The organism is Enterobacter cloacae complex sp. P12RS (genome assembly GCF_014895875.1).
GTDB lineage: Bacteria > Pseudomonadota > Gammaproteobacteria > Enterobacterales > Enterobacteriaceae > Enterobacter > Enterobacter bugandensis.
This window is the reverse complement of record NZ_JADBQO010000009.1, coordinates 255,940-270,389: the sequence shown is the minus strand read 5'-3', so window position 1 is coordinate 270,389 and position 14,450 is coordinate 255,940. Positions and strand designations below refer to the sequence as shown.

The 14,450-nt window shown below is 57.0% G+C and carries 15 protein-coding genes; 11 read left to right on the top strand and 4 right to left on the bottom strand.

What is annotated here, in order from left to right; all coding sequences use genetic code 11:
- Positions 1-72: 72 nt before the first annotated feature.
- The 5 genes from IM284_RS07925 to adrA all read left to right on the top strand — a co-directional run bounded on the left by IM284_RS07925 (position 73) and on the right by adrA (position 4,412).
- Positions 73-756 carry an extensin family protein gene (locus IM284_RS07925; protein WP_047367590.1) on the top strand — a complete coding sequence of 228 codons (684 nt, stop codon included), beginning with the start codon at positions 73-75 and terminating at the stop codon, positions 754-756.
- Positions 757-924: 168 nt separating this feature from the next.
- Positions 925-2,139 carry a multidrug efflux MFS transporter gene (locus IM284_RS07920; RefSeq protein WP_028012122.1) on the top strand — a complete coding sequence of 405 codons (1,215 nt, stop codon included), beginning with the start codon at positions 925-927 and terminating at the stop codon, positions 2,137-2,139.
- Positions 2,140-2,349: 210 nt separating this feature from the next.
- On the top strand, positions 2,350-2,610 hold the full coding sequence (gene iraP / locus IM284_RS07915) for an anti-adapter protein IraP (RefSeq protein WP_028012123.1): 261 nt from the start codon (positions 2,350-2,352) through the stop codon (positions 2,608-2,610).
- A 275-nt stretch (positions 2,611-2,885) separates the two neighbouring features.
- Entirely contained in the window at positions 2,886-3,206 is a 321-nt protein-coding gene (gene psiF / locus IM284_RS07910) for a phosphate starvation-inducible protein PsiF (RefSeq protein WP_041911105.1), read from the top strand.
- Between the two features lie 102 nt (positions 3,207-3,308).
- Positions 3,309-4,412 carry a diguanylate cyclase AdrA gene (adrA, locus tag IM284_RS07905; RefSeq protein ID WP_047367591.1) on the top strand — a complete coding sequence of 368 codons (1,104 nt, stop codon included), beginning with the start codon at positions 3,309-3,311 and terminating at the stop codon, positions 4,410-4,412.
- A 14-nt stretch (positions 4,413-4,426) separates the two neighbouring features.
- Here adrA and proC read toward each other — a convergent pair whose 3' ends face one another.
- Positions 4,427-5,236 (bottom strand): pyrroline-5-carboxylate reductase, encoded by an 810-nt coding sequence (proC, locus tag IM284_RS07900; RefSeq protein WP_047367592.1) that lies wholly within the window; start codon positions 5,234-5,236, stop codon positions 4,427-4,429.
- A 97-nt stretch (positions 5,237-5,333) separates the two neighbouring features.
- Between proC and IM284_RS07895 the strand changes: the two genes are divergently transcribed.
- The 5 genes from IM284_RS07895 to ppnP all read left to right on the top strand — a co-directional run bounded on the left by IM284_RS07895 (position 5,334) and on the right by ppnP (position 7,971).
- The gene (locus IM284_RS07895) at positions 5,334-5,792 is read left to right on the top strand and encodes a YaiI/YqxD family protein (RefSeq protein WP_010428006.1); all 459 of its coding nucleotides are present in this window, start codon (positions 5,334-5,336) and stop codon (positions 5,790-5,792) included.
- A 144-nt stretch (positions 5,793-5,936) separates the two neighbouring features.
- Positions 5,937-6,461 carry a shikimate kinase AroL gene (aroL, locus tag IM284_RS07890; protein WP_047367593.1) on the top strand — a complete coding sequence of 175 codons (525 nt, stop codon included), beginning with the start codon at positions 5,937-5,939 and terminating at the stop codon, positions 6,459-6,461.
- Between the two features lie 44 nt (positions 6,462-6,505).
- Entirely contained in the window at positions 6,506-6,697 is a 192-nt protein-coding gene (yaiA, locus tag IM284_RS07885; protein ID WP_003859135.1) for a protein YaiA, read from the top strand.
- Between the two features lie 237 nt (positions 6,698-6,934).
- Positions 6,935-7,612, top strand: a complete 678-nt coding sequence (locus IM284_RS07880) for an AroM family protein (RefSeq protein WP_028012129.1) — start codon at positions 6,935-6,937, stop codon at positions 7,610-7,612.
- 71 nt (positions 7,613-7,683) lie between these two features.
- Entirely contained in the window at positions 7,684-7,971 is a 288-nt protein-coding gene (gene ppnP / locus IM284_RS07875; protein ID WP_008503270.1) for a pyrimidine/purine nucleoside phosphorylase, read from the top strand.
- Between the two features lie 47 nt (positions 7,972-8,018).
- On the opposite strand, the gene rdgC is transcribed toward ppnP, so the two are convergent.
- Entirely contained in the window at positions 8,019-8,933 is a 915-nt protein-coding gene (rdgC, locus tag IM284_RS07870; RefSeq protein ID WP_014882739.1) for a recombination-associated protein RdgC, read from the bottom strand.
- Positions 8,934-9,056: 123 nt separating this feature from the next.
- On the opposite strand from rdgC, the gene mak reads away from it, so the two are divergent.
- Positions 9,057-9,962, top strand: coding sequence for a fructokinase (gene mak / locus IM284_RS07865; protein ID WP_047367594.1), 906 nt, complete (start codon positions 9,057-9,059; stop codon positions 9,960-9,962).
- Between the two features lie 80 nt (positions 9,963-10,042).
- On the opposite strand, the gene sbcC is transcribed toward mak, so the two are convergent.
- Both sbcC and sbcD read right to left on the bottom strand, forming a co-directional pair.
- Entirely contained in the window at positions 10,043-13,174 is a 3,132-nt protein-coding gene (gene sbcC / locus IM284_RS07860; protein ID WP_193055761.1) for an exonuclease subunit SbcC, read from the bottom strand.
- The gene (gene sbcD, locus IM284_RS07855; protein ID WP_047367596.1) at positions 13,171-14,376 is read right to left on the bottom strand and encodes an exonuclease subunit SbcD; all 1,206 of its coding nucleotides are present in this window, start codon (positions 14,374-14,376) and stop codon (positions 13,171-13,173) included. The genes sbcC and sbcD overlap by 4 nt, the downstream gene beginning before the upstream one ends.
- Between the last annotated feature and the right edge of the window lie 74 nt (positions 14,377-14,450).

Below are 14,450 nucleotides of genomic sequence, written 5' to 3'. Positions count from 1 at the left end.
TAACATACCACGATGCCCTGCGGGTTTCGCGGCCTTCTGCCATAATGTTTTGGGGAACAGTGAGGGGGGAGAGTGAAAGGAAAAACGCTGCTGACCATTTTCATCCTTGGGGCAATCGCAACGGCGGGCTATCGCTGGCTGCCGTCTTACTACAACCCTTTCACGCCGCTGAACCTGGACGACCCGCCTGGCCGCATTACCCAATATAAGCTGCGACGCTTAACGCCCGAAGCCTGCGCGAGCCTGTTAGCGCAGGCTAATCAAAAAAAACTGATCCGCACGCAGGCGGTCGCTGACAGCGGCGGGGAATGCCCGCTGAACAACGTCGTGCGCGTGCGTGACTTTGGCCCGGTGAGCCTGAACGGCAGTTTTCTTGCCAGCTGTCCGCTGGCGCTCAGCTCAGCCCTGTTTGTCAACCAGCAGGCCCGGCCCCTGACTAAACGCTTTACCGGCAGTGAACTGACGCGCATTGAGCACCTCGGCAGCTTTGCCTGTCGCAATATCTACCACCGGCCCGATGCGCGGCGCAGCGAGCATGCCACGGCAGAGGCGCTGGATATCGCCGCTTTTCGGCTGGCGAACGGAGAGCGCGTTACGGTACTTAACGGCTGGAAATCGGCAAAAACGCAGCCCTGGCTGAAGGCTCTGCTGGCGGCAAGCTGCGGTTACTACGGAAACGGTCTTGGGCCGGAATATAACGCGGCGCACGCCAGCCATTTTCATCTGGGGATGCGCGGCTTTGGTCTCTGCCGCTGAAGCATAATCTTCCGCCAGAAAATGGATGAATTGTGACTTATTTCACAAATATGATGACTGGGAAGATAAAACACCAAAGTCAGCGAGGCCGCATCTCTGGTGCGACGTTAAGGCGCGTAACTTGCTAATCTGACGGCGAATTCGCCTAAAAATGAAGACTATTTCTGTATGGAATCCTGGAAAGTTAATCTCATCTCGGTCTGGTTCGGCTGCTTCTTCACCGGGCTTGCCATCAGCCAGATCCTGCCGTTCCTGCCGCTGTACGTGTCACAGCTGGGGGTCAGCTCCCACGAAGCGCTGTCCATGTGGTCCGGGCTGACGTTCAGCGTCACGTTTCTGGTCTCCGCCATTGTGTCACCGATGTGGGGCAGCCTGGCGGATCGGAAAGGGCGCAAGCTGATGCTGCTGCGCGCCTCCCTCGGGATGGCAATTGCTATTCTGCTCCAGGCCTTCGCCACCAACGTCTGGCAGCTGTTTTTCCTGCGGGCGGTGATGGGGCTGACGTCCGGATATATTCCCAACGCCATGGCGCTGGTTGCCTCTCAGGTGCCGCGCGAGCGCAGCGGCTGGGCGCTGAGTACGCTCTCCACCGCCCAGATCAGCGGCGTTATCGGCGGCCCGCTGCTGGGAGGCTTTCTGGCTGACCATGTCGGTCTGCGCGCGGTATTCATCATCACCGCAATCCTGCTGGTGATCAGCTTTCTGGTTACGCTCTTTCTTATCAAAGAGGGGGGCCGCCCCGTTATCAGTAAATCTGAGCGCCTGAGCGGCAAGGCCGTCTTCGCCTCGCTGCCATACCCGGGACTCGTGATTAGCCTGTTTGTCACCACCATGGTGATCCAGCTCTGCAACGGTTCGGTCGGCCCGATTCTGGCGCTGTTTATCAAGTCGATGGAGCCGGACAGCAACAATATCGCCTTTCTCAGCGGCATGATTGCCGCCGTGCCGGGCGTCTCCGCGCTGATCTCTGCCCCGCGTCTGGGAAAACTGGGCGACAGGATCGGCACGGCGCGCATCCTGATGGCGACGCTGATTTTTGCGGTGGTGCTCTTTTTCGCCATGTCGTTTGTTACCTCTCCGCTTCAGCTGGGCGTGCTGCGGTTTTTACTCGGCTTTGCGGATGGCGCTATGTTGCCCGCCGTACAGACATTGCTGGTCAAATATTCCAGCGATCAGGTCACGGGGCGTATTTTTGGCTATAACCAGTCGTTTATGTATTTAGGCAACGTCGCCGGTCCGCTTATTGGTGCGTCCGTTTCTGCAATGGCGGGTTTTCGCTGGGTATTTGCCGCGACGGCGATTGTCGTTTTAATCAATATTATCCAGCTGGCTATTGCCCTGCGTCGCCGCAGGCAATTAGCGGAGGCGAAATCTGCGAAATAACCTTTTCGCAGATGTATTATATATTCTTATGGTAGCCGCATTTTTATATAACAAAATGCGGCGTTTTTTTATAGAAAAACGTTTCGCTGAAAAGATCGCTGCGCTAATTTGGCGGCAATGTCACTTTTGCATAAGATAATACTTTTCTCCGCTTTGCATATTTCATTCCTGGTGTTAATTTCAGAGGAAATCCCATAAGGAAATAGCACGATGAAAAATCTCATTGCTGAGTTGCTGGTTAAGCTTGCACAAAAGGAAGAGGAGTCGAAAGAGCTGGTCGCCCAGGTCGAAGCGCTGGAAATAGTTGTCACCGCGCTGCTGCGGCAGATGGCAACATCGGATCAGCAGGCGTTAATTGAAAGTATTGAAGGAGCGCTGGATAAGGCGCGGCCCGATACGCAGGTTCCGCCAGAGGATGCCGAGTTGCTGCAGCAATACGTAAAGAAGCTGTTGAGGCATCCGCGCAGTTAAGCCGTTACTGACATGTCATAGGATTGTCATGCAGGATGCCTGGAGTCGCTCTGTTTTATTTTTGTATTTGTACATGAAGAAAATAAATTGAAACAGAGCGCGCTTTTTAGCGCGTTACATTCCCTGTTAATTACCCCTGCCATTGATGCTGATACCGTCAATTCCTGCGTGCTGGAACTGAAATGATAAATTCCCGGCCGAAATCACATCTGCCGGGTGGTTTTTTTCCTGTCACGAACCAGACTTACAGGGAATGTTCACAAAAGGATGGTGCAATGAAAACAACATTACTGGTTACTCTGCTCTCCGGCCTGTTCCTGATCTCCTCGGCGAACGCGGAAGAAAAAACATTAACGCCGCAACAGCAACGCATGACCACCTGTAATCAACAGGCGACGTCCCAGAGTCTTAAGGGGGATGCACGTAAAACCTACATGAGCGACTGCCTGAAAAACGGCGCCGCGAAACCCGGCGAAAAAAGCCTGACGCCGCAGCAGCAAAAAATGCGCGAGTGTAATGCGAAAGCAACCGAACAGTCCCTCAAGGGCGACGATCGCAGCAAGTTCATGAGTGCCTGCCTGAAGAAAAAAGTGTAGTTCTAACGGGTGAGCGGCTCCGGCGGCTCACCCGAAATTTCATACTTTCCCCGCAGACCCCCTCTCTATAATTTGGGAAAATGTTTCAGAATATTCCCAAAAATGATGAATGATGACATTTATTACTACAAAAAGCGCATTCGGGAAGAGTGGAGTTTAACCCTTTCTCAGGATGACCCTCACCGTACCGGCATCCAGTTTGCCAGGCGAGCCCGGCTGGCGCGCGTTGTCGGGCTGGCGGCGATGTTTGTCCCGGTGGCGGAAATTCTGGTCAGCCATTTTTTACCCGGCGGCTGGTGGTTGTTGCTGGTGGGGTGGGCATTCATCTGGCCGCACTTTGCCTGGCAGTTATCCTGCCGCGCCGCTTCACCTCATCAGCAGGAAATTTTTAACCTCAAGATGGATGCCGTTATCGCCGGGGTCTGGATCGGCGTGATGGGGATGTATGTATTACCCACTGCGGCGCTGGTGATGATGGTGGGGATGAATATGATGGGCTCTGGCGGCTGCCGCCTTTTTATCGCGGGGATCGTGCTCACCCTGCTTACAGCGCTGCTTACGTTACCGCTTGCTGGCAGAGCGCAGCCCTTTAATCCGGGGGCGCTGGAGTGGGGCTTAACGCTTCCTGTCCTTATGCTTTATCCCATGCTGTTTGCCTGGCTTAGCCATCGAACGGCCGTCAGGCTGGCGGAACATAAGCGGCGGCTGGAAATGATGAGCACCCGTGACGGGATGACCGGGGTCTTTAACCGCCGACATTGGGAAATGCTGCTGCGCAATGAATTTGAGCACTGTCGCCGGAGCCACTGCACCGCCACGATATTGCTGATTGATATCGACCACTTTAAAAACATCAACGATACCTGGGGGCACGACGCAGGCGACAAGGCCATCGTGGCCATTACCCGCCAGCTTCAGATGTCGGTACGGTCAGGCGATGCGATAGGCCGGTTTGGCGGGGATGAGTTCGCGGTGATTATGTCCCAGACGGCCGCTGAAAGCGCCATCGCCGTCATGTCGCGGGTTCACGCGCGGCTGGAAACGCTGTCGTTACCCTGCGCGCCGAAGGAGCCTCTGCGCATCAGCGTGGGCGTGGCCCCCTGGGGGCCGCAGTTTGTACACTATCGGGAATGGTTGAAGGCGGCAGATGTGGCGCTGTATAAGGCGAAAAATGCCGGGCGCGGCCGCACCGAAGTGGCCGCCTGACGCCCGGCCAGACATCAGGATTTACTCAGCTTCTCTGATTTTTCCATGCATTTTGCCATCGCTTCGATAACCGCAGAACGGAACCCGCGTTCTTCCAGCACCCGCACCGCTTCGATGGTGGTACCGGCCGGGGAGCAGACCATATCCTTCAGTTCACCCGGGTGTTTACCGGTCTCCAGCACCATTTTGGCGGAGCCCATCACTGCCTGCGCGGCGAATTTATACGCCTGCGCGCGCGGCATACCGCCAAGCACGGCGGCGTCCGCCATCGCTTCTAAAAACATGAAAACGTACGCGGGGGCTGAACCGCTCACGCCGACCACCGGATGGACCATGGATTCTGCAATCACTTCCGCCTCGCCGAAGCAGCGGAAAATGTTTAGCACGTCCGCCACCTCTTCTGAAGTCACCAGCGCGTTAGGGGTGACGGAGGTCATACCGGCGTTGACCAGTGAGGGGGTATTCGGCATCGCGCGGACGATTTTACGATCGTGGCCCAGCGCGCGCGCCAGCTGATCGAGCGTCACGCCTGCGGCAATCGACACGACCAGCGTCTCTTTATTCAGGCTGGAGGTGATGTCGCTTAACACTTTGATCATGATGTTCGGCTTAACGGCACCAAAGACGATATCGGCAACCTGGGCCACCTCCTGCGCGCTTTCGGCGGCGTTGATCCCGTATTGATCGCGCAACGCGGCGACGTTGTCCGGTGACGGGGTATAAACCCAAATCTGACCCGGCAGAACCTGCCCGCTGGCGATCAGGCCGCCCAGGATGGCTTTGCCCATGTTACCGCAGCCGATAAACCCGATTTTCTTGTCCATCATGATTCTCCGTCATTATGCGTTGTTTTCTCTGATTGATAGCTTAACAACGAAATGCAGGCGACAATAGTCGGCAGAGTCATTATGGGGAGACAACATGGCGATTTGGGTTGATGCGGACGCGTGTCCGAATGTGATTAAAGAGATTTTATTCCGCGCCGCCGAGCGCGTTCAGATGCCGCTGACGCTGGTGGCGAACCAGAATATTCGCGTCCCGCCTTCGCGGTTCATTCGCTCCCTCCGCGTGCCGGCCGGGTTCGACGTGGCAGATAATGAAATTGTTCGTCTGTGCAGCGCGGAAGATCTGGTCATCACCGCCGATATTCCGCTGGCGGCGGAAGTGCTGGAGAAAGGGGCGGCGGCGCTCAATCCGCGCGGCGAGCGTTATTCGCCTTCAACCATCCGGGAAAAACTCACTATGCGCGATTTTATGGATACGATGCGGGCCAGCGGCGTGCAGACCGGTGGACCGGACAGCCTGTCCCAGCGCGATCGCCAGCAGTTTGCTGCCGAACTGGATAAATGGCTGCTGGAAGTGAAGCGCCGTACGGCGTAATGATAATTATTGTCAATATGTGGTACAGTGTGGCCTCCACAGGGTTGTCATCCCGTACCGCTTTGCAGTAAAGTATTCGACACATCTTCTGCAATTATTTCTTTACACTCTTTAGCCATTCGGCATCAAGGGGAACACCTGGCTATGACCCAACCCATCTTTTTAGTTGGCCCCCGCGGCTGTGGGAAAACCACCGTTGGTGTGGAACTGGCACGCGCATGTCATCGTCAGTTTGTTGATACCGACCACTGGCTGCAGACCGAGGCCGGCAAAACCATCGCAGACATCGTGGAGCAAGAGGGATGGGAAAGCTTTCGCGCCCGCGAAACGGCCGCGCTGAAAGCGGTCACCACGCCGTCAGCCGTCATTGCGACGGGAGGCGGTATTGTTCTGGCCGAATGTAATCGTCACTTAATGCGCGAAAAAGGCATTGTGATCTATCTCTGCGCGCCGGTGGCGGCTCTGGTAGGGCGACTTGAAGCATTTCCTGAAGAGGGACAACGCCCGGCGCTGACGTCACGACCGCTCAGCGAAGAGGTGAGCGAAGTGCTGGCCGAGCGTGATGCCCTCTACCGTGAAGCGGCACACCATGTTGTGGATGCCTCTGCGGCCCCGGAAGATGTGGTAATTCAGATTATTACCGCCCTGCGTCTGGCGTGTGCCAGCTAACCGCCGTCTATACTGATAGCTCAGACATAAAAAAAGGATGAGCTATGCCAACCAGACCTCCCTATCCGCGCGAAGCACGTATTGTTACCGTTGAAAAAGGCAATGGCGACCAGACCGTCACCTGGTACCAGCTGCGTGCCGATCACCCCAAACCGGACTCGCTGATCAGTGAACATGAGACTGAACAGGAAGCGCTGGATGCCAAGCGGCGCTACGAAGATCCCGAAAAGTCGTGAATGTTTTCCTAAACGCTCCAATACCGTGCCTGAATCACACTTTTTACTCATCGCAAATGTTAAGCAGGAGTTAATATTTAGTTATTACAGGTAGCTCCGTTACCGGCAGGCGATCTTTACATTTCGGGGCAGAGATCGCCTGCTACGCTTGGTGCTGTTTTGTTGAAAAAACGAACTGTACAGCGTAGAGAGCCTGTACCTGTGTTTACGTTTTTGTAGTGATGGAAGGCGAAGAAGATGAAGGCAACGTTGGCGATCCTCACCATTGGTGTGGTCCCTGTAAGCGAAGTGTTACCGCTCTTAACCGAGCATGTATCTGAACAACAGATCACGCATCTCAGCCTGCTGGGTAAGATGAGCCGGGAAGAGGTCATGGAAGACTACGCTGTAGAGGCGGGGGAGGATCCCCTGGCGACGTTATTAAGCGACGGTAAACTGGCGCATGTTTCTCGGCAGAAAATTGAGCGTTCGCTACAGGCAGTAATAGAAGTACTCGATAATCAGCAATATGACGTTATTTTGCTAATGAGCACCGCCCCCATTAAGGGACTCATCGCGCGTAATGCGATTTTGCTTGAGCCGATGCGCATTATTCCTCCGCTGGTAGCCTCCATTGTTGACGGGCATCAGGTGGGGGTCATTGTGCCCATCGAGGAGCTTATGGACAACCAGGAAGCAAAGTGGCACGTGCTCGAAAAAACGCCCCTGTATGCGCTGGCAAACCCCTTCTGGGACAGCGAGGCTAAACTCATTGCTGCCGGGAAGGAGCTGCTGGAGAGAGGGGCGGATGTATTGATTCTGGACTGTCTTGGTTTTCACCAGCATCACCGGGATTTACTGCAAAAGGCGCTGGACGTGCCGGTGCTGTTATCCAACGTTCTGATGGCTCGCCTGGCCTCAGAACTTCTGACGTAATGATTTTGCGTGACAGGTGATGAGCATGGCCCCTATAGTGAATTTTTATCTCTGAATATAAGGGCCAGTTCATGCTTCAAAGTAACGAATACTTTTCCGGTAAAGTGAAATCCATCGGTTTTACCAGCAGCAGCACTGGCCGCGCCAGTGTGGGCGTTATGGCTGAAGGGGAATACACCTTTGGCACGGCGGAAGCGGAAGAGATGACGGTGGTCAGCGGCGCGCTGAACGTCTTACTGCCGGGTGAAACGGAATGGAAAGTTTACGCTGCCGGACAAGTTTTCAACGTCCCTGGCCACAGCGAATTTCATTTGCAGGTCGCTGAACCGACCTCTTATCTGTGCCGCTACCTGAAATAAAAATAAGCCGGGTGGCGCTAACGCTTACCCGGCCTACGTTTTGCCTGTTATCTCTGCGCTTCGCCGCCCAGACCTTCCACCAGATTCTGAATTAACGCGGCCAGTTCGCCGGTCATCAGGATAAAGTCCGCGTCAAAGCGCTGGGCGTAATCTTCCCGGTCGATATCTTCGTTTTGATCGCGCAACTCGTCGCAGAACTTCAGACGCTTCACGGAACCGTCGTCGCACATCACGAACTGAATGCGCTGCTGCCAGTCGAGCGCCAGTTTGGTGACCACTTTGCCCGCTTCAATGTGTACGGCAATCTCGTCGCTCACCAGATCCTGCTTTTTCGCGCGGATCACGCCGCCATCTTCCAGCAGGGCTTTCAGCTCGGCTTCGTCCAGGATCTGGAAACCTTGCGCCGCGGTACCGCTGCGGACCCACTCGGTCAGGGTCAGCTCAATCGGCGTTTCCAGCGCCAGCGGTACGACCGGTAAAGAGCCGATGCTTTTACGCAGCAGGGCCAGCGTATCTTCCGCTTTTTTGGCGCTGGCGCAGTCCACCATGATCAGCCCATTAACGGTATCGATCCACATCATCGTCTGGCTGAAGCGGCTGAAGGCGCGCGGCAGCAGAGAGTGCAGCACTTCATCTTTCAGCGAATCTTTTTCGGTTTTTTTCAGCTTGCGGCCCTGCTCGGCTTCCAGCTTGAAAATTTTTGCTTCAAGCGCCTGCTTAACCACCGGCGTGGGCAGAATTTTCTCTTCTTTGCGGGCGCAGACGATGATTTGACCCGTGCTGCTGGCGTGGGTCAGTGCATCGCTTTGTGAACCCATTGGCGGAACCCAACCGGTTTTCGCCATATCCTGGCTACCGCAAGGGGAAAAGCTATAAGCGGCTAACTGTTTTTCCATCTCTTCTGCGCGCAGCGAAACGTCGCGGCTGAGACGGTAAACCATCAAATTTTTGAACCACAGCATGATAATTTCCACGGCCTTGTCGTTAAATCAGCGGGCATGATAACGAATTGTCGCATCGCTTGCATTGCTAATCGGGAAGCGTGCTTCTACTCTGTTGATAATCAAAATAATGAGGAGAGTCTTGTGCGTATTGGGATTGATTTGGGCGGCACCAAAACAGAAGTCATCGCATTAAGCGAGCAGGGGGAACAGCTGTTCCGCCACCGTCTGCCGACGCCGCGCGATGATTATCACCAGACGATCGAGACGATTGCCCGGCTGGTTGATATGGCCGAGCAGGCGACGGGCGAGAGGGGCACGGTCGGGATGGGGATCCCCGGCTCCATTTCGCCTTATACGGGTGTGGTGAAAAACGCCAACTCTACCTGGCTCAACGGTCAGCCGTTTGATAAGGATTTGAGCCAGCGTCTGAACCGGGAAGTGCGCCTGGCGAATGACGCTAACTGCCTGGCGGTCTCAGAGGCCGTTGATGGTGCAGCCGCAGGAGCGCAGACCGTGTTTGCGGTGATTATCGGTACCGGCTGCGGCGCGGGCGTGGCCTTTGGCGGACGCGCCCACATCGGCGGCAACGGCACCGCGGGTGAGTGGGGGCACAACCCGCTGCCGTGGATGGATGAAGACGAGCTTAAATACCGCGCCGAGGTGCCGTGCTACTGCGGCAAGCAGGGCTGTATTGAGACCTTTATCTCCGGCACCGGTTTTGCAACCGACTACCACCGCCTGAGCGGCCAGCCGCTCAAGGGGAACGAGATTATGCGTTTGGTGGAAGAACAGGATCCGGTGGCCGAACTGGCGCTTAGCCGCTACGAAATGCGTCTGGCGAAATCGCTGGCGCACGTAGTGAATATTCTCGATCCGGACGTGATTGTGCTCGGCGGTGGCATGAGCAACGTTGATCGGCTGTACGCCACGGTACCAAATCTGGTGAAACAGTGGGTCTTCGGCGGCGAGTGCGAAACCCCGATCCGCAAAGCCGTCCACGGCGACTCCAGCGGCGTGCGCGGCGCGGCGTGGTTATGGCCGGAATAAACGCAAAACGGCAACTTGCGTTGCCGTTTTTGATCTTTAGAGGGCCAGGGTGAGGGCACCAGACCGAATCGACCTAACACTCACCCCACCGCAAACTCCCTGTCCAGCCTGCTATACCCCAGTCCGTTGATCTTCTTCACCTTGATCTGCACCGGAATGCGCTCTTTCATCGCCTCGACGTGGCTAATCACCCCGATGGTTTTCCCGGTGGCGTTCAGCGCGTCGAGCGCATCCAGCGCGGTATCCAGCGTTTCACTGTCGAGCGTGCCGAATCCCTCATCCAGGAACAGGGAATCAATCCGCGTTTTGTGACTGACCAGGTCAGAAAGCGCTAACGCCAGCGCAAGGCTGACCAGGAAGCTCTCGCCGCCGGAGAGCGTGCGCGTATCGCGCACCGCATCGGCCTGCCAGGTGTCGACCACTTCCAGCTCCAGCGCCTCGCTGGCCTTACGCTGTAGGAGATAACGGCCGTGCAGGCGGTTAAGCTGCTGGTTTGCGAGCCAGACCAGGTTATCCAGCGTCAGCCCCTGAGCGAACTTGCGGAATTTGTCGCCGGAGCTGGAGCCGATCAGCGCGTTGAGATAGCCCCAGTCGTCGGCCTGGCGCGCAGCCTCTTCAATTTGCAGCATTAACGCCTGCTGATGCTGGCGGTTATCGCTGTCCTGCTTAAGCTGCTGGCGGATCTCGCCCTGATGCGTGGTGTTCTCACGAAGCCGTTGCGCCAGCTGCTGCAGCTGGCTTTGCAGGGTAGACGCATCCGCGTCAAGTTCTTCCGGGCGCAGCGCAAGGTGCGCCTGCAGCTGCTGATTAGCCTGGCCGGAGAGGGCCGCGGCCTGCTGTATCTGGTTTTCCAGCGACTGTTTCAGCTGTTCGAGGCGGCGAATAGCATTGTCATCCAGCAGCGCGGCAAGGAATGCGTCCCGATCGGCAAAACAGCTTGCGTAGAGCGCCGCGGTGAACTGCGTCTGCGATTGCTGCAGGCGCTCGCGCTCCAGCGCCTCCTGCTGCTGCAGGGCGGCGAGCTGGCTTTGCAGCGACACGCATTCATTATGGATGTCGCGCCAGTCATCAGGAATGGCCGGCTCAGCCTCTTCGCCGTGTGTTGCCGGAAGCGTGTCGAGCAGCGGCTTCAGCGCGCTCATGCGTTCCTGAAGCACGCCGTGCTGCGTATGCTTCTCCTGCCAGTGGGCAAATTCCGCTTCGCGGGCGTGCAGCCAGTCGGCCTCATTGCCCTCTTCGGGAACGCTAAGCGAGAGCGCGAGAAGAGTATGTTCCAGCGCCTGGCGCGTTGCGGTGCGCTGCTGCTGATACTGGCGTTCCTGCGCTTCCTGCTCGTTCAGTTGGTTTTGCAGGGTCAGACGCTGGCTGAGCTGATAAAGCTGGCGCTCGTAGTGTTCCTGCTCGTTCAGCCATGGCGCGATATCCTCCTGAATATTCAATGCGATATTCAAAGACGCGCACGCCTCCAGCCATGCTTTAGTGAGCGCTTGCTCTTCCTGAGAAAGCGTCTGCGCTTCGTCTGTCTCACGCTGGATCTGTTGAGCCAGGGCATTAACCTGTCCCAGCACCAGCAGGCCTTCCTCTTTAAGCGCGGCGACCTCTTTTTCGAGCGCATCACGGCGACGCTGGTTATCCGTCAGCTCAAGCGACCGGTAGGTCTCCACGGCAGGATGCTCGTGGGAGCCGCACAGCGGGCAGGGTTTGCCTGCCTCAAGCCGTGAGCGATAGCTTTCCAGATTTTTAATCGTCGCTTCGCGTTCGCACAGGGCTTTCAGGTCCAGATAGTGCTGGTGTTTCTCTTTGTACTGCTGGCGGCGCAGCGCCAGGGTTTCATTGAGCTTGCTCTGCTCCGCCTGGGCTTTCTGCACGCTTTCACCGTTCTGGCTCAGGCGCTTTTGCAGCGGCTGATAGCGGGCATGCAGCGACGTCAGCTGCTGGCGCAGCGTACGGGACCGGGACTGCTGCTCCATGGCCGCGCTGACTTCATCCGCCGTCAGCGTCAGCGTATTTTCCGGCATCTCAGCCAGCTTTTTACGTAGCTCAGTTATCCGCGCAGCAAGCGCGACGAGCTGACTTTTGTCACGGTTTAGCTGTGAGAACTGGGCGCGCCAGCCGGCAATTTCCTGGCCCAGCAGGCGATAACGCTCATTCTCCGCCAGCCACTGTCCCAGCGCCGTCAGTTCGGCCTGTAGCCGCTCATGGGTACGCAGGGCGGTATTGCGGATCCGCGCGCGCAGTGCGGTTTTGGTCTGTAAGCGAGTATTAACTTCGTTAATTCGCTGCTGGGTTTGCGTCAGACGTGCGGTTTGCTCCTGCTGATGCTCCCAGAGCGGACGAAGCTGGGCGGCGGGCTGGGCAAGCTGGAGTTTTGCCAGTTCCGGCGCCGCGTTCGCCTGCGCCTGTTGCGCCTGCTGCTGCAGGGCGGTAACGCGCTGCTGCTCCCGCACGAGCTCGTCATGACGCGTAAGCCACTGAAAATCTTTCTGTTGGCTTTGCTGCTGGGCCAGCAGGGTTTTCTCTTCGTCAGTAAGTGCCTGCAAACTTTGCTGCAACTGCTGCTGTTGTTCTTCGCTGAGCAGCACGACACCCGCCGCCTGCGCCTCGCATTTTTCCAGCACGCTGCGGGCGGCTTTGTGTTTCTCAAACACCATCGCGGAAATCTGGCCGTAGATTTCGGTGCCGGTGAGTTCTTCCAGCAGTTCTGCGCGGTCGGCCGGTTTGGCATTCAGGAAGGCGGCAAATTGCCCCTGCGAGAGCAGCATTGAGCGGGTAAAACGGCCGTAGTCCAGCCCGGTGAGCGCCGCGGTTTGCTCCAGTTTATCCGACACCTTATCGGCCAGAATCTTGCCATCCTCGCAGCGGGCCAGCTCCACGCGCGGTGCCTGCAAGTTCCCGTCCGGCTGGTTGCGCGCCCGGTTCTGGCTCCAGAATGCGCGATAGGCAACGCCTTTCACCTCAAATTCCACTTCCGCCAGGCACTCGGCGGTATCGCGCGTCATCAGATCGTTTTGCGCCTGAGAGACCTTATTCAGGCGCGGGGTTTCGTGGTAGAGCGCCAGGCAGATGGCATCGAGCAGGGTGGTTTTACCCGCGCCGGTTGCGCCAGTGATGGCAAACAGACCGTTGCTGGCAAAAGGCTCCGCGGCGAAGTCAATTTTCCACTCGCCCTTGAGGGAGTTGAGATTTTTCAGGCGCAGGCTCAGAATTTTCATGCGTTTTCTTCCTCGTCATTGAGGGCATGCAGAGTATGGTTGAACAGCTCGTTGAGCCTGACGCGCTTCGCATCATCGAGCTCTTCCTGCGACAGTCGGCGCTCGAACACCTCTTCTACGCGCAGTTCGCTCAGCGTTTCGCGCTGGGCGCTGAGCAGAATTTTCTCGCGCTGCTCGCGGCTGCGGCGCACCAGCAGCACCTCAACCGGCAACTCTTCGGTCAGCGCCTGAATTTTCCGCTGCATATCGTGCAGGTAGTCATCGGTGGTGATTTCAATATCCAGCCAGACGGGCGGGTTAAGCTCAGCGCCGCGCCACTGCTCAAGCTGGGCGGTGATGGCAGCCAGATCGCCCTTTAGCACCGCCAGCGGCTGGGTGACCGGCACTTCCAGCGTCTCGACGGCGCTGAGTTTGCCCTCATCAAAGCTCACCAGATGCACGGATTTGGCTTTTCCGGTTTCATCGAAGCTGAGCGAAATAGGGGAGCCACAGTAGCGGATATGCTCGCAGCCGCCGATGACCTGGGCGCGGTGAATGTGCCCGAGCGCGATGTAGTCCGCGGGCGGGAAGTTTTGCGCTGGAAAGGCGTCCAGCGTACCGATATAGATCTCGCGGACCGCGTCACTTTTGCTGGCCCCGACGGTAGTGAGGTGCCCGGTGGCAATGACCGGAATGGCCTGTTCACCGCGCAGGGCACAGGCTTCCGCGTGCTGATGGTGATAGTAGTCGGTGATGGCCTGCAATAAATGCTGCTGCTTTTCCGCGCCCGACAGTCCCGCCTGGCTTTGCACGATGTCGCGCGGACGTAAAAAGGGAATCGGGCACAGTACCGCGCCCGGCGACCCGTCGCGTTTTTTCAGGATCTGCGGCGCGTGCCCGGCGCTGGCGACCACGGTGGTATTGAGAAACGCCAGGATGTCGCGGGATTCATTGAGCGTGGCGACGGAGTCATGGTTACCGGCGACAATCACCAGATGACAGCCGGTCTGCTGCAGGTTCACCACGAAGCGGTTATACAGTTCACGCGCATAGCTCGGCGGCGAACCGGTATCAAAGATGTCACCCGCCACAATAATGGCATCCACCTCGTGCGCCAGGGCCGTTTCCAGAAGCCAGTTCAGGAACGCTTCATGTTCAGCCGCACGGCTTTTGCTGTAAAAATTTTGACCCAGATGCCAGTCCGAGGTGTGAAGTATGCGCATAGGAGATCCGTGGCGAAAAACGATGCGGGCGATTATAAACTGTCAGGGTGAGGAAAATAACCGCTGTAATAAAA